Origin of the sequence: Nocardia brevicatena NBRC 12119 (assembly GCF_000308495.1) — a bacterium.
In the GTDB taxonomy this organism is placed as follows: Bacteria; Actinomycetota; Actinomycetes; order Mycobacteriales; family Mycobacteriaceae; genus Nocardia; species Nocardia brevicatena.
In genome coordinates, this window is record NZ_BAFU01000076.1 from 65,636 (window position 1) to 92,173 (window position 26,538).

3 protein-coding genes are annotated in these 26,538 nt (G+C 67.9%); 1 reads left to right on the forward strand and 2 read right to left on the reverse strand.

Annotated features, from left to right (window positions below; all coding sequences use genetic code 11):
- Positions 1–142: 142 nt before the first annotated feature.
- Both ON20_RS22265 and ON20_RS22270 read right to left on the reverse strand, forming a co-directional pair.
- Positions 143–955: an FkbM family methyltransferase gene (locus tag ON20_RS22265; RefSeq protein WP_051163091.1), complete on the reverse strand. Its 813-nt coding sequence runs from the start codon at positions 953–955 to the stop codon at positions 143–145.
- Complete coding sequence (locus ON20_RS22270; RefSeq protein ID WP_051163093.1) at positions 949–25,395, reverse strand: non-ribosomal peptide synthetase; 24,447 nt, start codon at positions 25,393–25,395, stop codon at positions 949–951. The genes ON20_RS22265 and ON20_RS22270 overlap by 7 nt, the downstream gene beginning before the upstream one ends.
- A gap of 513 nt (positions 25,396–25,908) precedes the next feature.
- Here ON20_RS22270 and ON20_RS22275 point away from each other — a divergent pair.
- A complete protein-coding gene (locus ON20_RS22275) occupies positions 25,909–26,409 on the forward strand; it encodes a hypothetical protein (protein WP_157228944.1) in 501 nt (166 codons plus the stop codon).
- Positions 26,410–26,538 lie beyond the last annotated feature (129 nt).

The following is a 26,538-nucleotide window of genomic DNA, read 5'->3' on the forward strand; positions in this document are numbered from 1 at the left end:
CCGACGCCCCGCCGCCGTCCCCGTGCGAACGGCAGTCACTGCGTGGACCTGCTCGAGTCGTTGTCCCCACCGAGGTTCTCGCCCAGGCCGCGTCTGCGCGCGGCCGTGACCGAGAACGGCGGCCGATGCGCGGTGTGCCGGCTCAACAACCCTCCGAGCACACGAATCGGCCGCTTCCCGCTCTGACGGCATACACCTCATGTAGGTCGGTTCCACGCAGGGACAGGTCCTGCCGGGTGTGCGCGGACAATCCGTGCCGGCCCAACAACTCGTGAACCTGTGCCAGGCGACCGTCACGGTCGTGTACCTCGGCGACAACGGTGCGGATACGGGGCCAGTCGGCTTCGGCGATACCGCGCAATACATCCAATTCCGCCCGCTCGACGTCGACCTTGAGCAACCCGATCTCGGCTTCCGGGCCATATTCGTCCAGAATCGCCGACACAGTGGTGACCTCGACATCGATCTGCTCGCCGTGGTGCAGGCGAGCGGTGATGAGCGCGATCGCGTCGTCGTCCAGGCCGCTGTTGCGCAGAAACGCTCTGGTGGCCTCGTCGTCTTCTTCGCGGTCGGCGTAGAGACCGGAATTGGCCGGCGCCTGCGGATACCAGGTGAGCGGAAGTACGCCGGGCACGGCCCCGACAGCGGTTCGAAGGCAGATCCCCTGCGGCACATGGGCTGTCATATTGCGTTCCAGGCATTGGAAGGTCACCGGAACGGGCTCGGCGGCGATCACCTCGACCCCGGGGCAGGTATCGGCGAACAGCATCGCGGCGAGCCCGATATTGGCGCCGATATCGACGGCGAGGTCCCCGGGCCGCAGATGAGCGGCGGCCCGCCGGTAGAACCCCGACGCCGACGTTATCTCGCCCCAGAGGAACCTGGCCTCCGCCGGACTCGTGCAGTCGACCGTCCTGCCGTCGTCGAGTCGGAGCGTCCGGAAAGTATTCAGCATTCGTTCGCGAACCTTTCTACTGTCGAGCCGACAACGGCCAGCGCGTTCGGATGACTCAACTCGAGATGACGTGCGTCGACAACCGTGTTGTGGACCTCTCCCGACACAGAGGGGCGCCACCCCCGCGCCAGGGCCTCGTGATCGGCGTGGTCTTTTCCGGCGGTGAAGAAGAACAGGTCTCCCTCGAAAACTTCCGGCCGGTAGTGGGCGGCGATATCGCTCGCGGTTTCGAAACTCGTCATTACCCGATCGACCTGTTCGGCGGTGAACATCCCGGTTCCGGTCACCTGATCACGGACGACGGCCCACGCTTGTTCGGGAGTGTCGGCCCGCACATCGTCACCGAGTTCGAACAGCTCACGCCAGCCACCGAGCAGATCCGCCATCAACCGTCCCGGCAAGCGGTCGTCGATGGTGTCCGGCGAAGCGTCCGGCCCATCGAGAGCTCCGACGGCGCTGTCCAGCACGGCCAGCACTCCGACCACCGCACCGGCGCGTTGGAGCCGGACCGCCACGGCATGGGCGATGAGCCCACCCAACGACCATCCGAGCAGATGGTACGGCCCGTCCGGCTGCACCTCGCGAATCTCGGCCACATAGCGTTCGGCCAATTCGTCCACTGATTCCGCGCGTGGTTCCCCCGCCACGACATGGGGATCCTGCAAACCGTATATCGGCCGATCCTCGTGCAGGTATTCGACCAGACCACCATAGAACCATGCCAATCCGCCGGCGGGGTGCACACAGAAGATCGGAGGTCTCGATCCGCTCGCGCGCAGCGGAAGCAGCACCTGCAGACCTGAGCCGCTCTCCGAGTCACCGGCCCGGCGCGCCAGCGCCCGCGGTGTGGCATCGTCGAACATCCACGGCAAGGAGAGCGTCACACCGTGCACCCGCAACTCGCTCACCACCATGGTGGCCAGCAGCGAATTACCGCCCAAATCGAAGAAGCCGTCCGACGCCCCGACGCGCGGAACCCCCAAAACCTGTGCGTACACGTCGCAGATCAGTTTCTCCGTGCGGGTCCTCGGCGCGACGAACCCGACGGCGGAAATATCGAAGGACGGCTCGGGCAATGCCTTCCGATCCAGTTTGCCGTTGACCGTCAGCGGCAGATCGGGCAACACCACGACCGCCGACGGCACCATATAGCTCGTCAGCACCTGCGCGGCGACCTCGCGGACCTCGGCCGGATCTATCCGCTGTCCATCGGCGCCCACCACATAGCCGATCAACTGTTCCACGCCACGTTCATGGAGGTGCACCGCTGCCGCGGCCCGCGTCACGCCCGGATGACGCAGCAGCGCCGACTCGACCTCACCCAGTTCGATGCGGTGGCCGCGCAGTTGCACCTGGGCGTCGGCGCGGCCGATGTAGAGCAGTTCCAACCCGTTCGCCGATATCCGCCACCGGCCGACATCCCCCGACCGGTACACCCGGGCGCCCACCGGACCGAAGGGGTTCGCCACGAATCGGGCCGCCGTCAACGCCGGCGCTTCCGGGTAGCCCCGTGACAGTTGGCCACCGGCCACATAGATTTCCCCGGCGACGCCGACCGGAACCGGTCGCAATCGCTCGTCGAGCACGTACACCCGCATTCCCGGCAGCGGCGAGCCGATCCCCGCCACCCTCGCCTCGGTGATCTCGGCGAATGTCACATGCACGGTCGTCTCGGTGATCCCGTACATATTGACCAATCGCGGCGATCCCGGATCGTGCGCCGCGAACCAGCCGGCCAATCGCGAGGCATCCAATGCCTCACCACCGAAAACGACATACCGCAGTGCGAGATCCGCGCCGCCACGGTCGGATTCCCGGTACTCGCGCTCGGCCGCCGCGAACCCGTAGAACGCCGATGGTGTCTGGCTCAGCACCGTCACCCGCTCCCGCACCACGAGGTCGACCAGCGCCTCCGGCGTCCTGGACACATCGTGGTCGACAACGACCAGCCGCCCACCAAACAGCAGCGCACCCCACATCTCCCATACCGCGAAATCGAAGGCGTAGGAATGGGACATCGTCCATACGTCGTCGGGGCCGATATCGAATCGCTCGGCCGCGTGGGTGAACAAGGTAACCGCCTCGCGATGGCCGACGGCCACCCCCTTGGGACGGCCCGTGGACCCTGACGTGTAGATCACGTAGGCGACATTGTCCGGCCGCACGCCCGACACCACCGGAACGGGATCGATCGGTACGTCGGCCGCACAGTCCTCGACGAGCACCACCGGTACCGCGCACTCCGGTACCGCCGGGGCGGTCTCCACCGATGCCAGCACGGCCGCCGGACGCGCGTCGTCGAGTATGAACCGCAACCGCTGCGGCGGATAGGCGATATCCAGCGGCAGGTATCCCGCGCCCGCCCGCGCCACCGCGAGCAGACCGGCGACCAGGTCGACCGAGCGCGGCAATGCGACGGCCACCAGCGATTCCGGCCCCACACCGTGCTCGATCAGCCGGGCGGCCATCCGGATGGCGCGACGGTCCAGCTCCGCGTAGGTCAGTCTCGACACACCATCGGTCACCGCAATCGCGTCCGGCCGGTCGGCGACCCGGGCGGCGAACAGCTCCGCCGGCGTTGTCTCCGCGACTGCCGTGCCATCGGTCCCGGCCGCGTCCAGCAATACCCGCCGCTGCACCGGATCCACGAGGTCGATATCGCCGACGACCACTCCCGGGTTCGCCGTCACCTCCTCGAGAATCCGCACGTACGCGTGCGCGAACCGAGTCATCGTCTGCTCGACGAAGAGATCGGTCGCGAATGTCAGTCGTCCCATCATGCCGTCCGGCCGGCCGCGGTCGTCGAACCGCTCGACGAGCTTCACGTTCAGATCCGCCTGCGCCTGGTCGAAGCCGTGCTCGACCGGCTCGACGGTGAGACCCGGCAGCCGCAAGACGGCCTTGCTCAGGTTCTGGACATCCAGCGTCACCTGGTAGAGGGGCAGGTGGGCGGTCGACCGGTGCGGATTCAATGCCTCCACGACCTGTTCGAAGGGCACATCGGCGTGCCCGAACGCGGCCAGGTCGGTTTCCCGGGTGGCGGCGAGCAGTTCGGCGAACGACTGCCGCGACGACACCCGCGAGCGCAGCACCAGGGTATTGACGAACATACCGATCAGGTTGTCGAGTTCACGCGCCCCGCGGCCGGCCACCGGACTGCCCACCGCGATATCGTCGACGCCGGAGAGCCTGGACAGCAGGATGGTCAAGACGGCGTGCAGGACCATGAACACCGTCGCGTTCGCCGCACGGGCGACGGTACCGATCCGGGTGTGCAATTCGGCGGAGAGCTCGAAACCGACCGCGCTACCGCGCAGGGACGCCACCGGGGGCCGCGGCAGGTCGGTCGGCAGCTCGAGCAGCTCGGGCAGCCCGCCGAGGGTTTCCTTCCAGAAACGCAACTGCCGGCTCGTGACCGACTCGGGGTCGTGTTCATCGCCGAGGAACTCGTGCTGCCACAGCGCGTAGTCCGCGTACTGGACCGGGAGAGCCGGCCATGCCGGTGTCGTCCCTTGCCTACTCGCCTGATAGGCCGCTGCCATATCCCGCGCGAGTGGCAGCATCGACTGTCCGTCGGCGCAGATGTGGTGCACGGTGATCATCAGCACGTGATCGGAGTCGCCGAGGGCGAACAGTTCGACGCGTACCGGTGGTGCCTGGGTCACGTCGAAACCCGTCGAGACCGAGGCCGCCGCGCGTTGCATCAACTGCTGCTCATCGACCGGGAGGGGAACCAGTGCCGGCGCGACCTCCTCGACCGCGACCGTGACCTGATGCGGGACCCCGTCGGTCATCGGGAACTTGGTGCGCAGCGATTCGTGCCGGTCGATGACCAGTTCGCACGCGCGGCGCAGCGCGTCGAGGTCGAGTTCTCCCTTCAGCCGGATGACCAGCGGGACGTTGTACGCGCCGGCCGAGGTGTCGAACTGGTTGAAAAACCACATTCGCTGCTGTGCCGGGGAAAGCGGTACGAGAGCGGGCCGGGTGCGCGGTGCCGGTCGAGCCCGACCGTCACGGCCGAAACGGGCCAGGCCCGCGGCGAGGTCGGCCACCGTCGCTGTTTCGAACAGGTCTCGAACACCGACCCGTACCCCTACTGCCGTGCTCAACTGCGCGGCCGCCCGCGTTGCCGACAGCGAATCGCCACCGAGATCGAAGAAGTTGTCCGTCGCACCTACCCTGTCGATGCCCAGGACCTTTGCGAACACCTCCGCGACGCACCGTTCGGCATCGGTTCGCGGAGCCACCCACTCCCGATCGTCGGTGAACTCCGGTGCGGGAAGCGCCAGGCGGTCGAGCTTGCCGGTCGAGGTGAGAGGAAGTTCTGTGAGCACCATGAACACGTCGGGCACCATGTGCGCGGGCAGCCGTGTGCGTGCGACCGCCCGGACCCCGCTCGGATCCACCTCCCCGTCGCCGGCCAGGTAGCCGACGAGCCGGTCGATACCGCGCTCGTCGGTCCGTTGGACGACCACCGCGTGTTCGACGCCGGGAATCGCGGCCAGAACGGCTTCGATCTCGCCCAGCTCGACGCGTTGCCCACGAATCTTGACCTGGAAATCGCGGCGGCCGAGGTATTCCAGGGTGCGGTCCGGGGCCCAGCGCGCCAGGTCACCGGTGCGGTACATACGCGAGCCCGCCGCCCCGAACGGATTGGCCACGAAGGCACCCGCTGTCGCCGCCGACCGGCTCGGATACCCGCGCGCCAGTTGTACGCCCGCGAGGTACAGCTCCCCCGCCACCCCAGCCGGCACCGGCCGCAGCCACGCGTCCAACACCAGTGCCTCGACGCCGCGGATCGGAGCACCGATCGTCACGGCAGCACCGGGAGACAGCGGTCCGCTGATACAGGCCAAAATGGTGGTTTCGGTGGGCCCGTAACCGTTCACCAGACGCCGGCCCGGCGCCCACGCGGCAACCGTTTCCGGCGATACCGCCTCGCCACCGGCCATCAGCACCCGCAGCGAGTCCACATCGGCCGGCGACATCGTCGCCAGCACGCTGGGTGTGATGAACGCGTGCGATACCCGCTGCGACCGAATGAATTCCGCGAGCTCGGCGCCCGCGAACACCTCCGGCGGCGGCAGCACCAACACCGCGCCATTCGTATGCGCCAGCAACACCTCGAGGATCATCGCGTCGAAGCCGGGTGCGGCACACTGCAGGACCCGCGCCCCGGTGTCCACCTCGAACCGGATCCGCTCCTCGGCCGCGAAGTTCGCCAACCCCTCGTGCGTGACCGCGACGGCCTTCGGTGTCCCGGTCGATCCCGAGGTGTAGAGCACGTATGCCGTATCCCGGATATGCGGTGTATGCACGCGTTCCGCGTCGGTCACCGGGTCCGACGATCGTACGGCGATCGCCGCCGATGTGCCGCGGTCATCGAGGACCAGCGACCGGACCGCGTCCGGCAGCAGGTCACGTAAGGCCTCGGCCGTGATCGCCATCCGAATATCGGCGTGTTCGACCATGAGCGCGATCCGCTCGGCCGGGTTCCGCGAATCGACGGGCACGAACGCGGCGCCCGCCTTGGTCACCGCCCACAGACCGACCACGAACTCCACCGACCGCGCCAACGCCAACGCCACGTGATCACCCGGGCCCACGCCCCAATCGATCAATTGCCGCGCCACCCGGTTCGACCAGGCGTCCAACTCCGCGTAGGACACCGTACGGCCGGCCGAGACCAGCGCCGCCGCATCCGAATCCACGGCCGCGCCCGCCGCCAGCAGGTCCGCCAGCAGGCGCGGCGGCTCGGCGCGGCCGCCCGTGGCCGGTACCAACTCGCGCCGCTCATCGGCCGACAACAGATCGAGGGCGCCGAGCCGGGTATACGGCTCGATGGCGACCACGCGCAGCACGGTTTCGAGACGGGCCACGAGTCCGGCCGCCGTATCGGCGGCGACACGGGCCCGCTGGTAGCGGATTCGGATATGCAACTCGTCGGTATGGTGCGCCTGCACTGTGATCGGGTAGTGCGCCGCGTCACGCCCTTCGGCCGAGACCACCCGCATACCGTCGATATCGGCATCGCCGAGGCCACTGCTGTCGACCGGATAGGACTCGAAGACCACCAGGGTGTCGAACAGGTGGAGGTCGCCCGCGGCCGTCAAGATCTGCGACAGCTCGAGGTGGTGGTGATCGAGCAGACGGGTGTTGTGCGCCTGCAGTCGGTTCAGCGCGTCCTCGATGGTCCGGTCGCGGCCGAGGTCGACGGCGACCGGGATCGTATTGATGAACAGTCCGATCATCGACTCGACGCCCGGCAGGTCCTCGGGTCGGCCGGAGACCGTGCTGCCGAAGACCACCCGCTCGACACCGAGCAGGTTACCCAGTACCACCGCCCAGGCGAACTGCACGATGGTGGCCATCGTCACCGCCCGGGTCCGGGCGAATTCCACCAACTCCTCCGTCGCGGCACGATCGAGCACGATCGGCAGATCGATCGGGATGTCGGCGATGGCGGCGGTGTGCGGATCGGCGACCACTGTGGGCCCGTCGATATCGCGCAGCGCCTCACGCCACACCTGTATACCGGCGTTGTGGTCGCGCCGGTCGAGCCATTCCAGGTAATCGCGGTACGACGGTGCGGGTGGCAGCAGGTCCGGCCGGCCTCGCACCGCGTACAAGCCGATCAGCTCACGACACAGCAGCGGCAACGACCAGCCGTCCAGCAGGAGGTGGTGTGCCGTCAACACCAGCCGGAAGTCCCGCGGCCCCACCGTGACGACGAGGAACCTCAGCAGCGGCGGGGCGGCGGGATCGAATATCACCGCCCGCTCGGCTTCGATCAGCTCGTCCAGGTCGGTAGCGCTTCCGGACAGGTCCACGCTGCGCCAGTGCACAGGCGTGTCGGCGGGAACGACCTGTACAGGAACGCCGGCGGCCGTTCGGGTGAAGGCGGCCCGCAGGTTGGGGTGCCGCACGAGCAACGCCTGCACGGCATGTCCGAGCCGGTTCTCGTCGACCGTACCCGCCAGGGTGAGTACCGCTTGCGCTGTGTAGACGTCGAGTTCGCCCGCGGCGAATTCGGCGTGGAACAGCAGTCCCGCCTGCAGGGGTGCCGGCGGCCATACGTCGGTCAGCGGTCCGTAGCGGTCGGCGAACGCGTCCAGATCGGACCGGGTGATATCGACGAGCGCGACGTCGGCTCGGGACAGTCCCCAGTCGTCGTCCGCGCGGGCCGCGGCGGCGATCTCGGTCACGATATCGATCCAGGTGTCGACGAGTTCGGCCACGTCATCGTGTTCGAGCAACCGCGAGGCATAGCCGATATGCGCCGACAGGGTGGGGCCGCATTCGGTGTCCACGATATTCACATCGATCGTGACGACCGCCGCGGCCGGCATATCGGGATCGAAGGCGGCTCTCCGGTCGAACTGTTCGTCGGTCGGCACCCACGCCAGACCCGACAGTGCCGCGAGATCGATGCCGGCGCGGCCGAGATTGTTGAAGCTGATCTGTGGCTCCGGCGCCGCCGCGAGCCGGTCGGCCGTGTCGGTGTCGAGATAGCGCAGCAGGCCGTAACCGATTCCCTTGTCGGGGATCTCGCGCAGCTGGTCTTTTACGGATTTCACCGCCGCACGCAGGTCCACGCCGTCGAATCCGTCCAGATCGAGCGCCACGGGGTAGGCGTTGGTGAACCATCCCACGGTGCGTGAGACATCCGCGCCCGCGGCGATCTGCTCTTCCCGCCCGTGGCCCTCCAGCAGCACTTTCATACCCACATGTCCGCTGCCGCGCCGTTCGCGCCAGCGGGTCAGGGCAACCGCCAGACCGGCGAGCAGCGCGTCGTCGATACCGCCGCGGACGACTTCGGGTATCGCCTCCAGCAGCGCCGAGGTCACGTCGGCCGGGACGGATGCCGTCAGGTACCGCACCGTGGACTGGGTGTCGACCGAGGGATCCAATGCCTCGCTCCCGAGAAGCGGATCAGCGGCCGTGCCCATCCGATGCCACAACTCGAATTCACCGACGCGCTCGGCCGCGGCGGCGGTCAACGCGTGCGCCCACCGCCGCATGGACGTGCCCTGGGCGGGCAACTCGACCGCGCGCCCCTGGACGCTCTGCTGCCAAGCCGCAGCGAAGTCGGGCAGCAGAATCCGCCACGACACCCCGTCGACGGCCACGTGGTGTATTACGACGAGGGCACGACCCTCGGCGCCGACACCTGGGGCGGGAAGCAGGCACACGACCTGCAGCATCCGGCCCTCGGCCGGATCGAGACGGTCGGACGCGGCGCGCAATGCCGCTTCCACCACCGCGGAGAAACCGTCGCTACCGGGGGCCTCGTCCTCCTGGAAGGTACGCACCGATACCGAATCCGCCGCCTCGACCGCACCCACCGGCAACACCTCCAAGCGGTGTTCACGCAGCCGCGAGCGCAACATGTCGTGCCGGTCGAGCAACGCCTGCACGGTCGCGGTCACATGGTCGAGGCGCGCGTCGCCGGGCACACGCACCAGCATCGACTGCGCGAACCGGTTCGCCGCCCCCAGCCGCTCGGTGAACCAGGACACGATCGGTGGGCGCGGGATTTCGCCCACCCCACCGCCGGGCAGTTCCGCGAGCGTCATCCGTTCCGCGGCTTCGGCCACCTGCGCCAGCCCCCGAACGGTTTTCCGTTCGAATATGTCCCGCGCCCGCACGATGACACCCGCGGATTTCAGCCGGGACGCCAACTGGATCGACATGATCGAATCACCGCCCAGCGCGAAGAACGAACTCGTCGCGCCCACCGACGTCACACCGAGGACATCCGCGAAGGCTGCGGCGATGGTGCGCTCCAGGTCGGTGGATGCCGCGACGGTGTCACCCGCGCCGGTCTCGACAACGGGCTCTGGCAGGGCTTTCCGATCCACCTTGCCGGTCGAGGAGAGCGGCATCCGATCGAGCACCGTGATCGCCGCCGGCACCATATGGGCCGGCAATATGCCGGCGAGACGAACCCGCACGGCGCTCGGATCGACGACCGCAGCGGACTCGGCCACGATGTACGCGGCGAGCAGCGGATGCCCGCCAAATCCGTGGCGACTCACGGTGACGGCGGAGGCCACTCCCGGCAGCGCCACCAGCGCGGCGTCGATTTCGCCGAGTTCTATGCGCTGGCCGCGAACCTTGATCTGGAAGTCGAGGCGACCGATGTATTCCAGCGTGTGCCGCGCCGTCCAGCGGACGATATCGCCGGTGCGGTACATCCGCGCGGCCGGATCGCCAGAGGGATTCGCCACGAACGCCGCGGCCGTCAACGCCGGGCGGCCGAGGTATCCGCGGGCCAGGGCGGCACCGGACAGATACAGTTCCCCGGGCACACCCACCGGCACGGGCCGCAATCGCGCGTCCAGCACGACGGCCTGCGCCCCGCGGATGGGACCGCCGATGGTGATCGTGTCCCCGGGCTGTACCGGTTCGCTCATGGTGACCACGATCGTCGACTCGGTCGGACCGTAGATGTTGTGCAGCTGCCGCCCCGGCGCCCAAGAGGCGATCAGATCCGCCGACACCATCTCACCCCCCACCGCCAGTGTCCGAACCGTATCGAGGTCGGCGGGTGACATCGTCGCCAGCACACTCGGCGTGAGGAACGCGTGCGTCACCCCCTGTGATCGGATCAGTTGCGCCAGCTCCCGACCGCCGAAGACCTCCGGGGGTGACACCACCATCGAGGCGCCGGCCGCGACCGCCATCAGTACCTCGAGCAGGACGGCGTCGAAGGCGGGTGCCGCCACGTGCAGGACACGCGACGTCGGGTCCACCCGATAGCGCGCACGCTGCTCGGCCGCGAAGCTCGCCAAACCCTCGTGCGTGACCATGACGCCCTTCGGCGTCCCGGTCGAGCCGGAGGTGTAGATCACATAGGCCGTGTCCCGAATCCGTGGTGTGCGTGTGCGGTCGGCGTCCGTCACGGGACGGTCGGAGTGCGCGGCGATTTCGGCGGCCGACCGCGGGTCGTCGAGCACCAACCATCGAACACCGTCGGGCAGCGATGACCGTGCGGACGCGACCGTGATGCCGACGTCGACACCGGCGTCGTCCACCATATGGGCGATTCGCTCTCGGGGATATCGAAGGTCCATCGGAACGAAGGCGGCGCCGGCCTTGGCGATCGCCCACATGGCGACCTGATAGTCGACCGATCGCGGTACGGCCAGCGCGGTGTGCGCGTCAGGGCCGACACCCAGCGCGAGCAGGTGCGCGGCCAGTCGGTTCGACCGGCGGTCGAGCTCGGCGTAGGTAAGGGTCTCGGTCTCCCCGATCAACGCGATCGCCGACGGATCCGCCGCCACGGCCGAGGCCAGCAGCTCGGGCAGCGGACACGGTGGCGCGGCATCTCCACCCCGGGCCGGGACCAGCTGTCGCGCTTCCGCGGCGTCGAGCAGATCGATGGCGCTCACCGCCGCGGCCGGATCGGCGGTGACCGCATCGAGAACACGAACGAACCGTTCGGCCAGCGATTCCGCCGTCGCTGCGAGGAAAAGATCTGTGGCGTAGACGATCTCCCCCTCGATGCCGGCCGGCCGATCGCTGTCGAACCGTTCGCGCAGCACCACGGTGAGGTCGGTTTTGGCCTGCGCAAGGCCGGGGTCCAGGAGTTCGACGCCGAGACCGGGCAGTCCCAACCGGGCCTCGCGCATATTCTGTAACCCGAACATCACCTGGTAGAGCGGTGTATACGCCGTAGACCGGGTGCATTCGAGGGTATCGACCAACCGTTCGTAGGGGACGTCCGCGTGGGCGAGCGCCTCGACGTCGACCTCTCGTACCTCGGCCAGCAGTTCCCGGAACGTCCGGTCCTCACGAACCCGGGTGCGCAGCACCACGGTGTTGACGAACATGCCGACCAGATCGTCCAACGACCGGTGGCCGCGGCCGGCGACCGGGGTGCCGACGGAAATATCGTCGCTGTGCGCGGTGCGCGCCAACAGAAGCGCCAATGCCGCGTGCAGGACCACGAACACGGTGACGCCCTCACCCTGGGCCAGCCGCACGATCTCCTCGTGCAGCCGCGCCGGGATACCGAAGCGGATGCCGGCGCCCGCTGTCGACACGGTGGCGGGGCGCGGCCGGTCGGTCGGCAGGTCGAGCAGTTCCGGGGCGCCGTCGAGGACCTCGGTCCAATAGGCGATCTGCCGCGAGATCGGCGATGCCGGATCATCCTCGGCGCCGAGCAGCTCACGCTGCCATATCGCGTAGTCGGCATACTGCACCGGAAGGGGTTCCCACTGCGGCGCACGGCCGTGGAGGCGCTCTCCGTACGCGGTGAAGACGTCGCGGGCCAACGGAGCCATCGATGCGCCGTCGGCCGCGATGTGGTGCACCACGAGAACGAGCACATGATCACCGGCGCCGGTGCGGTACAGCCGCACCCGCACGGGCGCCGATTCCGCGACATCGAAACCCGCCTCGGTGACCTGTCGGATACGGTCGGCAAGCTCGGCCTCGTCGGCGATCGGCTCCGGATCCGGCACCAGGCCGACCGGCACTTCCCCGACGACCTGACACGGTTCCCCATCGATCGCGGGATATGTCGTACGCAGGGGCTCGTGTCGGGCCGTCACGTCGAGGAACGCCGCACGCAGGGCCTCGATATCCAACGGTCCGGACAGCCTGGCCGCGAAGCAGATGTTGTATGCCGCCGAGTCGGTGTCGAACTGGTTGAGGAACCACATCCGCCGTTGCGCCACCGCCAACGGGACCCGTTCCGGCCGGAGGCGCGGTGCGAGCGGGATCTGCGCGACAGGAGTTCGTGCCGCGATTCGTCGGGCCAGCCCGGCGATCGTCGGTTCGTCGAAGATATCGCGGATTCCGACCTCGATCCCGAGAGCCACCCCGGCCCGTGCCGCGATCCGAGCGGCGGAAAGCGAATTGACGCCGATCTCGAAGAGGTTCGCCGTCACGCTCACCCGGTCGGCACCCGAGACCTGGGCGACGATCTGCGCGAGTGCCGCTTCGCGCTCGGTACGAGGCGGCATGTATTCCTCGCCGTCCGCGAACACCGGCTGCGGCAGCGCCGAACGGTCCAGCTTGCCGTTGGGGGTAAGAGGCATGGTCTCGAGCACCTGCACCGCGGCCGGAACCAGATACGCCGGCAGTGTGCGACCGAGCCTATCGCGGATCGTACGGCCCTCGATCACCGCGCCGGGAGCGAGCGTCACATAGCCGACGACTCGTTCCGCTGTCGCGACGGCAACGGCCTGGGCGACCTCGGGCAGCGCGCACAGTGCCGCTTCGATGTCACCGGGTTCCACCCGCTGCCCACGGACCTTCACCTGGAAGTCGCTACGGCCCAGGTACTCCAGTTCACCGGCCTTCGTCCAGCGGGCCAGGTCGCCGGTGCGATACAGCCGCTGCCCCGGATGGCCGAACGGGTGCGCGACGAAGGCGGCGCAGGTGAGGTCGGTGCGCGCGTGGTATCCACGCGCCACTTGGACACCCGCGGCGTACAGTTCACCGGCCACGCCCACCGGCACCGGCTTCAGCCGGGAGTCCAGCACGTAGACCCGCGTATCGGACACCGGCGTGCCGATGGGGACCGTGGCACGGGTACTCGCCCCCGGCCGACAGCGATGGGCGGTGACGACCTCGGCCTCGGCCGGCCCGTACCAGTTCACCACCTCGGCGTTCACGAACACCTGCGCCGCGGCGTCGACCGTGCGCTGCGCCAGCGCCTCACCGGCGACGAACACCCGCCGGATCGACGGCAGCTCGATGCCGGTGGTGTCGAGGAGAACCTCGAGCATCGACGGTACGAAGTGCACCGTGGTGACCCGATGGCGGGCGATGGTGTCGGCGAGGTACACCGGGTCGCGATGACCGTCCGGTGCGGCGATCACGATCGGCGCGCCGGCCTGCAGCGGCCAGAACAATTCCCATACGGCGATGTCGAAGGTGATCGGAGTCTTGTACAGCACCGCATCGGAGACGTCGTGCGGCCACTGTCGCTGTGCCCATGCCAATTGGCTCACGGTCGCGGCATGGGTCAGCGCGACCCCTTTGGGGACCCCGGTGGAGCCGGAAGTGAACAGAACATAGGCGACGTTGTTCGGCCGCAGCGGCGAGCGTCGCTCGCTATCCGTGATCGGGGTATCGGAGAGGTCTGTCGTCTCCACCCGATCGATGCACACCGCTTCCCGGCCGGCGGGCAGACCGTGGCCGTCCCCCGAGGTGGTGAGCACCAGCAGCGGACGGGCCGCGTCCAGCACACGGGCGATCCGCGCGCTCGGGTGGTCGGGATCGATCGGAAGAAAGGCGGCACCGGCCTTGACCACCGCGTACAGCGCGGTGATCAATTCGGCCGAGCGCCGAATCGCCACCGCCACCACTGTTTCCGGACCCGCACCGCGTGCGATGAGCCACCGGGCGAGCCGATTGACGTGACGATCGAATTCCCCATAGGCGACAACCCCACCGTCCGGGAGCCGGAGCGCGGGGGCGTCCGGGGTTCGTGCCACCTGCTCGTCGTAGATGTCGACCAGGGTGCGGGCCGCCGCCGCGGGGCCTGTGGTGTCATTCCACCGTTCCAGCATCAGGTGCTGCTCGGCGGCATCGAGCAGTTCGATCTCGCCGACCGGCGAGTCCGGCTCGGTCGCGGCGATATCGAGTACGCGCACGAACCGGTCGGCGAAGCCCCGTACGGTGTCCTCGTCGAATAGGTCCGTGGCATAGGTCAGGCGCAGCGTCATACCGACCGGCTCGTTGTGGGTGCCGTGCCCCTCGCTCATCATCAGCAGCAGGTCGTAGACCGCGGCACTGTCACCCGGGTCGACGTTCTCCACGGTGAGATCGGGCAGTTCGACGCGGGCCTGGGCCATGTTCTGATAGGCGAGCATCACCTGGAACAGCGGCGTATGGGCGGCCGAGCGCACCGGATTCAGCGCTTCCACCAGTTGTTCGAACGGGATGGTGGCATGTTCGAAGGCCTGGATGTCGGTGCGCCGCACCTGTTCGAGCAGGCCCCGGAACGTCTGATCGAATATTATCCGGGTGCGCATCACCAGGGTGTTGACGAACATCCCGACGAGATTGTCGAGCGAGCGGTGGCCGCGGCCGGCATGAGGCACACCCACGGTGATGTCGTCGCTCCCGGACAGTTTCGACAGCAATACCGCCAGCGCCGCATGAATCACCATGAACGTCGTGACCCCGGCACGCCGCGCCAGCGCCTCTACCCGGCTCTGCAACTCACCCGGGATCGTGATGTGGACGACGGCGCCGCATTGGGTGCGCTCGGGCGGCCGCGGGCGGTCCGTCGGCAGCTCGAGGAGATCGGGTATTCCCGCGAGCTGCGTTCGCCAATAGGCGAGATCGCGGGCGGCGCGCGAGTCCGGATCGTCCGCCGAGCCGAGCACTTCGCGCTGCCAGAGGGCGTAATCGGCGAACTGGATGGGAAGCGGCGCCCAATCCGGCCGATTGCCGCCGGAGCGCGCCCGGTAGGCGGTCACCAGATCGGCGGCCAGCGGCGCCACCGAATAGCCGTCACAACCGATGTGATGCGCGGCCAGAGCAATCACCCAGGCCTCGTCCGACAGCTGATACAGCGCCACACGCAGTGGCACGCCCGCCGCTACGTCGAATCCGAGAGCCGAGAAATCGGCCAACCGGCGCGACAGTTCCCGCTCGCCGATCGGCTCCGGGGTGAGGTCCCACGTCGCGACGACCTCGGACGCGGCGAGCACGACCTGGGTAGGCGTTCCGTCGACCGCCGGGTACATGGTGCGCAGGCTCTCGTGCCGTTCGACGATATCGCCGACCGCTGCCGCCAGTGCCCCGAGATCGAGTGCGCCTTCGAGCCGAATGGCCAGCGGCACAATGTATCCGGGGGCGTTCGGATCGAACTGGTTGAGGAACCACATGCGTACCTGCGCCGGTGACAGCGGGATATGATCCGGGCGCGGCCGCGCGGTCGGTGCCGGAAAACTCGGCACCGCGCGCAACCGTCCGATACGCTCGGCGAGGTCGGCGACGGTGGGCGCCTCGAATATCACTCGCACCGGTATGGACACGTCGAGGATGTCGCCGATGCGGCTCAGCGCGCGAGTCGCCAACAGCGAATTCCCACCCAACTCGAAGAAATCGTCCTGCGCGCCGATCTCCGGAAGCTCGAGCAGTTCGGCGAAGACCCCGGTCACGGCATGTTCGACGAGTCCCCGCGGCGCGCGGTATTCGGCTTCGCGGTTTCTCGGATCCGGTAGCGGCAACGCCCGGTAATCGACCTTACCGTTGGCCGTGAGTGGGATCGCGTCGACCCGGACCACCGATGACGGCACCATATAGGCGGGCAGCCGTTCCAGCAGAAAACCCCGGACCTGTCTGCCGTCGAGCGGCTCCGCGGCGACCACGTAGGCGACCAGGCGCTGCTCACCACGGTCGGAGCGCACCTGCGCAACGGCCGCGTGCACCCGATCGTGCGTGACCAACGCGGCTTCGATGTCACCGAGTTCGATCCGCAGGCCGCGAAGTTTCACCTGGGTATCGGCACGGCCGATATAGCGCAGGCCGCCACCGGAATCCCAGCGGACCAGGTCACCGGTGCGGTACAGCCGGGCACCGCTCGAGCCGAGAGGGTCGGCGACGAATGTCGCACACGTCAGATCACGGCGTTCGTGATATCCGCGGGCGAGCTGGACACCGCCCAGGTACAGTTCACCGATCACCCCCACCGGAACCGGACGCAACCGCGAATCCAGCACTCTTACCGTGACATTCGACTCGGGCACGCCGATCGGCACCACGGTGCCGTCCACGGTGCCGATCCGGTGGGCGGTAACACTGACGGCTGCCTCCGTCGGTCCGTACAAGTTATCGATACGCGCATCGCCGAGCTGTCGGAAACGCCGGACGGTTTCGGCCGGCAGCGCCTCGCCGATACACAGCACACGCCGCAGCTCCGGAAACTCACGCGGACCGGCCGCGGTGAGGAACGCGGCGAGCAACGACGGCACGAAGTCCACGGTCGTCACTCGATACTCGGCCATCGGACGCGCCACCGACCCGGGGTCACGGTGTGCGTCGGGGCCGGCGATCACCAGTGCCGCACCACATGTCAACGCGGAGAACAGCTCCCACACCGACAGGTCGAATGTCACCGGCGTTCGCAACAACATCACATCGGTCTCACCGAGCCCGTAGTGATCCCGCATCCACCGGAGTTGGTTCACCACCGCGGAATGCGGGACGGCCACCCCCTTCGGCACGCCCGTCGAGCCGGAGGTGTAGATGACATACGCCAGATCGTCCGGGTACAGGGGCCGAATCCGATCGGCGTCGATTACCGGCGAGGGGTCCTTGCACTCACCGCCGAGGTCCGCGGTCGACCACACCGGTATATCGCCCGGTAGGTTCGCCTCGTCGCCGGGACGGGTGATGACCGCACTCGGCCGTGCGGCGGCGAGAACGGCACGGATCCGGTCGACCGGATGATCCGGGTCCAGGGGCAGGTAGGCGGCACCCGCCGCGTGGATCGCGTACAGCGTGGTCGGCAGATCGACACAGCGGCGCATCGCGACGGCCACCACCGTCCCCGGGCCGATTCCCCGCCCGATCAACGTGCGGGCCAGGGTATTCACCCGGGCCGCGTACTCCCGGTAATCGAGCCGGCCGCCGTCCTCGGCGTCGATCAGCGCCGTGTGCCGGGGTGTCGCCGCCGCCTGCGCGGCGAACAGGTCCGCGATCGTGGCGGCCGGGGCCTGTGTCGTCTTCCCGGTCGAACGCGCGGCCAGTTCACGCTTCTCGGCCGTGGTCAACAGGTCGATATCGCCGATGGCGCCGGTGGGTTCGGCCACGGCCGCGCGCAGCAACAGCAGATAGCGGTCGAATACCGCGGTGACCGACGCCTCGTCGAACAGGTCGGTGGCGAAACCGAATTCGACCGCCATACCGGCCGGTTCACCATCCGGTGTCGGAGCGTCGACGAGGTTCAGATGCAGGTCGTACTTGGCGACGCTCGGGTCGGCCATCCGGACCGCCACCGTCAGGTCCTCGAATTCCACCGTGGGGATTCGGATGTTCTGAAACGAGAATCCCACCTGTGTCAGCGGAGCGTGTGCCGTGGAGCGCGGCGGGTTCAGCACCTCGACCAGTCGTTCGAACGGGATATCGGCGTTTTCGAAGGCGGCCAGATCGGTGGCCCGGACCTGATCGAGAAGTCGGAGGAACGAGGTGCCGGGCTCGATGCGGGTCCGCAGCACCAGCGTATTGACGAACATGCCGACCAGGCCGTCCAGGCCCGGCTCGCCGCGGCCGGCGATCGGGGTGCAGACCGCGATATCACCGGTTCCCGACAGTCTTGCCAGCAACGCGGCGTAGGCGGCGTGCATCACCATGAAGACGGTCGCGTCGTGACGGCGGGCCAGTGCGACCACCGCGCGATGGAGATCGGCGGGCAGTGTCGTGGCTACCGTCGCACCGCGGAAGCTCTGTTTCGCCGGTCGCGGACGGTCGGTGGGCAGGTCGAGTACTTCGGGCAGATCGGCGAGGGCCACCCGCCAGTACTCGGCCTGGGCGGCGGTCGGACTGTGCGGATCATCCTCGGTGCCGAGCAGCTTACGCTGCCACAGCGCGTAGTCCGCGTACTGCACCGGCAACGGCTCCCACCGTGGCGCCCGGCGCCGGACCCGGGCCTGGTATGCGGTTGTCAGGTCCGCGGCCAGGGGTGCCAGCGACGACCCGTCGAAGGCGATGTGATGGACGACGAGAACCAGGGTGTGGTCATCGGGTGCGCTGCGCAGCAGAGCGATCCGGAACGGGACCTCGGAGGTGACATCGAACCCGGCCGTCACCGCCGTAGCGATACGCTCCTCGACCTGGCTCGCCGCGACCGGAACCGGCACCAGGTGGGGCAGTACCGCTGCCGCCGATACGACCACCTGATGCGGTCCGCTGTCGCTGTCCGGATAGAGCGTACGCAGTGCTTCGTGCCGGTCGAGCACATCCGCGATCGCCGCCTGCATGGCGGCCACATCGAGGGCGCCCGACATGTGGACGACCAGTGGAATGTTGTACACCGGTGAATCCGGGTCGAACCGGTTCAGGAACCACATGCGCGTCTGGGCGGGCGACAACGGGATACGCTCCGGCCGTTCTTGCGGTACCAGCGGTTCCCGTCCGGCGGCCTCGCTCGTGCGCAGGCTCTCCGCCAAGGCCGCGACCGTCGGTGCGTCGAAGATCGCACGCAGCGCGATATCGACGCCGAAGGCGGCGCTCAATCGCGCCACCGCCCGGGTGGCCGACAGCGAGTTGCCGCCCAGGTCGAAGAAGCTGTCGAGAACACTGACACGCTCGACACCCAGCACGGCCGTGTACACCTCGGCGACGGTCCGCTCGGTCGCGTCCCGTGCCGCGACGAATTCCGTATCGGTGCTCCCGAACACCGGCTCGGGCAATGCCGTCCGGTCGATCTTGCCCACCGACGTCAGCGGCAGCGCATCGAGCACCAGCACGGTTTCCGGGACCATATGCGACGGCAGGCGCTGCGCGGTGTATGCCGACAACTCCGCCTGGTCGACGGCGGTATGCGCCGGCACCACGTAGGCGGCCACACGCGTTCCGCCCTCCGTCGCGACGCCCACCACCACCGCGGCCGACACCGTGGGATGCCCCACGAGGACGGCCTCGATTTCGCCGAGTTCGATACGCTGGCCCCGTATCTTGACCTGGAAGTCGGTGCGGCCGACATATTCGAGGGCGCCCTCGGATGTCCACCGCGCCAGGTCGCCGGTGCGGTAGATGCGGGCGCCGGGAGCACCGTACGGATAGGCCACGAATGTGGTGGCCGTGGCAACCGGCCGGTCGAGGTATCCGCGAGCCAACTGCGTCCCGGCGATATACAGCTGTCCGGTCACCCCGACCGGCACCGGCCGCAGGCGGGTGTCCAGTACCACGGCCTCGACACCGCGTATCGGGCCGCCGATCGTGACCCGCTCTCCGACGCGGAGTGGATCGCTGATCGCGACCATGATCGTGGTCTCGGTCGGTCCGTATCCGTTGAACAACTGCCGGCCGGGCCCCCATACCGCAACCGTTTCCGCCGACACCGCCTCGCCACCGGCCACCAGCACGCGCAGTGACTCCAGTCCGGCCGGCGACATCGTCGCCAGCACACTCGGCGTCACGAACGCATGCGTTACCCGCTGCGCTCGGACCAACTCCGCCAACTGCTGTCCCGCGAAGACATCCGGTGGTGCCACCACCAACGCCGCACCGTTCGCATGGGCCATGAGCAGCTCGAGCACGACCGCGTCGAATCCGGGTGCCGCCAGTTGCAATACCCGCGCGGAACTGTCGATCCGATAGCGTTCCCGCTGCTCGACCGCGAAATTCGCCAATCCCTCGTGGGTGACCGCGACACCCTTCGGCGTGCCCGTGGAGCCCGAGGTGTACACCACATAGGCCGTATCCCGGATACGGCAGGGGCGCATCCGGTCCGCGTCCGTCACCGACGCCGACGACCGCGCGGCGATATCGGCCGCGGTCTCCGGATCGTCGAGAACCAACTGCCGGACCGACTCCGCGAGCATGCCCCGGTACGCCCCGACCGTGAGCGCGACCCGGACCCCGGCATCGGCGACCATGAGCGTCACCCGCTCGGACGGATTGCGGGGATCCACCGGGACGAACGCCGCCCCGGCCTTGGCCACCGCCCACATTCCCACCACGAACTCCACCGACCGCGCCGACACCAGCGCGACCCGGTCTTCGGGGCCGATCCCCCACTCGATCAACCGACGCGCTATCCGGTTCGACCACAGATCCAGTTCGCCGTAGGACACGGTGCGTTCCCCGGAAATCACCGCCACCGCGTCGGGAACCCGTGCCGACAACACCTCAGCCAACACCCGCGGTGTCTCGAGGGGACCACCCGAAGCGGGCACCAGACCGGTCCACTCGTCCGTCGACAGCACGTCCACGGCACCCACGCGAGCATGCGGGTCGGCCACGACCCCCGCGAGGACCCGGTTCAGCCGCGCGGCGAACTCTTCGACGGTGTCCCGATCGAACAGGTCCATCGCGTAGTCGATCCGCAGGGCGATATCGCCTTCGCCAGCCGTGTTCTCGGCGACGGTGACGATGAGGTCCACCTTCGCCGGTCGGGGTCCCGAATCCAGGACCTCCACCGTGAGCTCGGACAGTTCCAGGCTCGGACGGTCCATGTTCTCGAAGGCGAGATACACCTGGCACAGCGGCGCGTGCGCCGTCGAACGCCGCGGATCGATCTCCTCCACGACGCGTTCATACGGCAGGTCGCTGTGGGCGAAGGCGTCGACATCGACGTCTTTGACCCGCGCCAGAAACGCCATGAACGATTCGTCGGCGAGTACCTCGGTGCGCAACGGCACCGTGTTGACGAACATGCCGATCAGTGGTTCCAATGCCCGTTCACCGCGGCCCGCGACCGGTGTCCCGATGGTGATGTCGTCCGAATCCGAGAGCCGGGCGAGCAGTATGACCAAAGCGGCATGGACGACCATGAAGGTGGTGACGTTCGCCGTGCGCGCCAACCGCTCTAGCCCGGCGAATACCTCGGCCGGGATCACGGTATCGGCGATATCGCCGAGCATGGATTTCTGCGCCGGGCGCGGGCGGTCGGTCGGCAGTTTCAGCAGCGGCGGCTTCCCCGCCAACTGCTGTGTCCAGTAGCTCAACTGACGCGCCGCCGGCGAGTCCGGATCGCTCTCGTCGCCGAGCAGTTCGCGATGCCACATGCTGTAATCGGCGTAGTGCACCGTCAAGGGCTGCCAATCCGGCGTCTTTCCCTGTGACCTTGCTTCGTAGGCGGTCGCGACGTCGGCGGCGAGTGGCCGCAGCGACGAGCCGTCGCAGCAGATGTGGTGTAGAACGAGGACCAGCACGTGCCGATGTCTATCGGTGGATGCGAGCAGAGCGGCCCGGATGGGGGGATGCGAGCGCAGGTCGAACCCGAGTGACGCCGTCTCGTGGATTCGCCGCGCGATATCATCCGGGTCGGTCGGGTCGGGTGTCAGGTCGAGACCGGCGGCAACGTGCTCGGCCGGCAGCACAACCTGGATCCCTGTCCCCTCGAAGGCGGGGAAGACGGTGCGCAGAGGCTCGTGCCGATCGATCACATCCGTCAGTGCGGTGCGCAGCGCCGCCACATCGAGCCGCCCGGTCAGCTGCACCACCAGCGGAACGTTGTACGCCGCCGAGGTCGGATCGGCCTGATTGATCAGCCATATCCGGTTTTGCGCCGGCGCCAACGGGATCGGTTCGCCCCGCGGCCGCGGCCGCAGGGCGACCCGGCTTCGACGTTCCTCCCCGGCGAGGTGCGCGGCGAGTTCGGCAATGGTCGGCTTGCCGAACAGATCACGTACCGATACCTCGCATCGGGTCAGCTCGGCGATCCGCACGGCGGCGCTGGTCGCGGTGAGCGAATTGCCGCCCAGGTCGAAGAAGTGGTCCAGGACGCCGACCCGCTCGACCCCCAGTACTTCGGCGAAGACGTCGGCAATCGTCTCCTCGACGAGCGTACCGGGCGCCACATACGCCGCGGCCGAATCGAAGACCGGTTCGGGCAGTGCGCGGTGGTCGATCTTACCGTTGACCGTCAGCGGCAACTCGGGCAATACGACGATGCTCGCCGGCACCATGTATTCCGGCAGTACCGCCGCCACATGTGCGCGCAGGGCGTCGCCGGCACAGACCTCGTCGCCGGCGGATACCACATAGGCGACCAGCCGGGCCGCTTCCGTACCGGGGCGATGCACCACGACGACCGCTGTCGAGACCGCGTCGTGGGTCAGCAGCACGGTGCGGATCTCGTCGAGCTCGATTCGGAATCCACGCAGCTGGATCTGCTGGTCGGCCCGTCCGCGGTATTCCAACTCGCCTCGGTGGTTCCGGCGCGCGACGTCGCCACTGCGGTAGAGCCGCTCGCCCGGCCGGCCGAACGGGTTGGCAACGAAGCGCGCCGCACTCGGCGCCGGTCGGTCGAGATATCCGCGGGACAGTTGGGTTCCCGCGACATAGATCTCGCCCCAGGCACCCAGTGGCACCGGCCGCAACCGCTCATCCAGGACATATGTGTGCAAACCCGGCAGCGCCGGTCCGATGGCGCTCGGCGCGCCCGGCACCGCGATAGCCGGTGTCATGGGGAGGTAGGTGACGAAAACCGTGGTCTCGGTGATGCCATAGCTGTTGGCCAGCACGGGGTGCCGTGGATTGCGCTCGTACCAGTTTCCCAGTCCCGCCGGATCGAGGCGTTCGCCCGACAGGATGACCAGCCGCAACGACAGCTCCCCCTCGGGGGCGCCCGCGTCCGCGTACCGCTCTCGTGCCGCCGCGAACTGATGGAAGGCCGACGGAGTCTGGTTGAAGACGGTCACCTTCTCGCGTGCCGCCAGACGGACGACATCGTCGGGCGAACGTGCGGTGAGGCCGTCCACCACCACCACCCGGCCGCCGGTGACCAGCGCACCGAAGATCTCCCACACCGAGTAGTCGAACGCGAACGAATGGAACAGCGTCCACACGTCGTCGCCGCGGACACCGATCTCGGCGCACGCGTTCACCAGGTAGGTGGCGGCGGCTCGATGGCTGATCGCCACGCCTTTCGGCCGGCCCGTCGATCCGGAGGTGTAGATGACATAAGCGATGTTGTCGGGGCGCAGCGTGCCCGTCCGATCGGCGTCCGTGATCGGCGCCGCGGCCTCGGTGGGGTCGTCGTCGAACAGTACGACGCGGCCGGGATCGGCGGGCACGTACTCGCGTATATCGCGGTTCGTCACCACGACGATCGGATCGGCATCGTCGAGCACATACTCCAGCCGGTCGGTCGGGTGCGCGATATCCAGCGGCAGGTACCCGGCACCCGACTTCAGTACGGCCAGCGCGACGACGAGCAGATCGGCGTCCCGCGGCATCGCGATGGCCACCAGTGTTTCCGGCCCCGCACCGCGCGCGATGAGCGTGCGAGCGAGTCGGTCGGACCGTTCGTCCAGCTCGCGATAGGTGAGGGTGGTCGCCCCCGACGTCACGGCCACGGCGGAGGGTGTTGCCGCGGCCTGGCGTGCGAGCAGATCCACGAGTGTCGCATCGGTGGTCGTGCCGTCATGGCCGGCGAGTTCGCCGACAATGCGCGATTCCTCGGCGGAATCGACGAGTGGGATCTCGGCCACGGGGGTGTCGAGGGGCGATTCCATCAGCCGCTGTAGGAACTCGATGAACCGTATTGTGTGCGATTCGAGCTCGTCCTGAGCGTACAGATTCGCGTTGCCGTGCAGTTCGAACAGCAGTGGCCCGTCGGCTCCGGGCCGGTACAGGTTCAACTGCAGGTCGTCCAGGGCACCCGAGGTCAGGGCGCGGTAGCGGCCCACGGCCGAGCCGAGGCGGATCTCGGAGTCGAAGAAGAGGATATTGACGACCGGGCCGAACGAATTGGCCGCCGCGTCCATCGCATTCGAGTCGCGGCGCAGATCCTCGAACCGGTAGAGCTGGTGCCGTATCGCCGAGACGAGTTCGGACACCGATACGCGGACCAGCTGTTCCACCGTGGTCGTCGGGTTCACCGCGAAGCGGATCGGCACCATATTCGCCAACATCGCGAAGGCGTTGCGCAGGCGCCGCGTCACCCGGCCGCTGACCGGCATCGACAGCACCACATCGTCGGCGCCGGTCATCCGGGCGAGGAATGCGGCGAATGCGGCGACCACCACCTGCGCGGGCGATGCCTGCAGGTCGTCGGCGAAACGGTCGAGCAGCTCGGACAGCCGCGCCGGCAGCTGCCGGCCCGCGAAGTGATCGTCTTCACTCCATCGCGCGGTACGGCCGGACAGACTCGCCGGTGCCGGAAGGTCGGCAACCTTGTCGAGCCAGTATGCCCTGTCGGCCTCGAAGCGGGATCCGGCGCGATACGCGCGCTCGGCCTCGGCCACCTCGCGCAGGTCGGCCGCGATCAGGGGAGGCGGCTGTGTGCCCTCGAGGATGGCGTTGTAGCGCGCGGCCGTCCGGCTCATGAAATTGAAGGCACCGTAGCCGTCGATCACGAGATGGTGGGCGCGCGCATACCATAGATACCGTTCTTCGGCGATCCGGATGAGCCGTGTCACGGTGAGCCGGTCGTGGCTCAGGTCGATTGCCTTGGTGTTGTAATCGCGGCGCATCCATTCCATGGCCGCCGCGAACGGATCGTCCTCGTCGCTGAAGTCCAGCACGGGCTCGGCGTAGGTGATGCCGCGGTCGACGAATTGATAGGGGTGTCCGTCGCGTTCGACCACGCGGACGACAAGGGACTCGGTTTCCCTGCCGGTGTCGTTCACCGCCTCGGTGAACGCATCGACGTCTATCGTGCCCTCGATCTCGACGTAATGTGCGATATTGACGGCCGGCCTGCCGGGTAGATTGTCGGCAAGCCACATGCCGTACTGCGCCCGCGACAGCGGTATCAGATCCAGGTCGTGGTCGACAGCCGCGGCCGACTTCGGATTCATTCTCCAACCCCTCGCTCAGATTCGGAGGCCCCCGCGGCGGGCAGAACCACGTCCCCTGCCCATGCTCGAGATCGCCTGTATATGCACTCCGGCCAGGCCGAAGCGGTGTCCACACCCCTGCAGTCGGACACTTCTTAGAGCAAACAGCTATAGAACGCCGGAGTCATGCTAACCACGTCCACCTCACACTTCGCAATAAAGACGACGTTTCATCCTTCGGCGCGTCGAGCACGCCATCCGCAAACCGACGACATCGCGACTCGACCCCGGCCGTGCGGCGAGACGCCGCCGTGGCGACGAGTTTCGATCGGAGAGGACGAATCTCCCGCCGGCGCTCAACAAGGTTGATTAGGCTGTGGGCGGCAATCCGCCGGGGCCGGCGAAGGGGGTGCTGTGTGCGGGCGTGCCCCTAGGTCCCATCTCGGGAATTCGATGAGGACCGCTGCGGCGGCGAGGAATGGGGGCGCAGTGGAAGGCCGTGGTGTTTTCGGTCCGTTGCCGGACAGCCGGGCCGTGTCGACGATATTTGCCCGAACAGCCGATTACGGCAAGGGCGCGACCGATCCCGGGTGCGGGATACTCGGGTCCATCGCGGGTCTCGTCGACGTGCACCGGCGCATGGAAGCGGTGCGGCCGAGCTGGGGCGATGGGGTGACGATGTGGAGTTCGGGGGCCGGGGGCATGGTATTGCCGTCGATGGATGTCGACGCCGATCCGTTCCTCGACATCTGGGAGGAGGCACAGCGGCACATGTCGGCAATCGACCTGGAGGCATGCAGGATCCTGGGTGAACCCCCCATCGGTTCCGTGGAACATCACGAGGGCCTGGGCACGATTTTCTGCCGTATGGCCTACTTGTACACGATTTCGTTCAACCGGTTCGTACTGGACGGCCCAGAGGGGAAGAACCGCAAACAGCTGGCCCGCGCGTACGTCTCGTACGAAAATCTCGCGCATGATCTGGTCTGCGGGAAAAAGTATTTGCCTTCTCCGACAGGCAACCCCGAGACCTGAGGACAGCTCCTCGACCGGCATTCGGGCGGCCGGCCCCGCGGCAGAGTGCCGGCCGGCGCACCACGCGGCACGAGGGCGAACCGGTTCGGCAGGTAGCGGACCGCGTCGATAGCCGAGGGACCGATATCG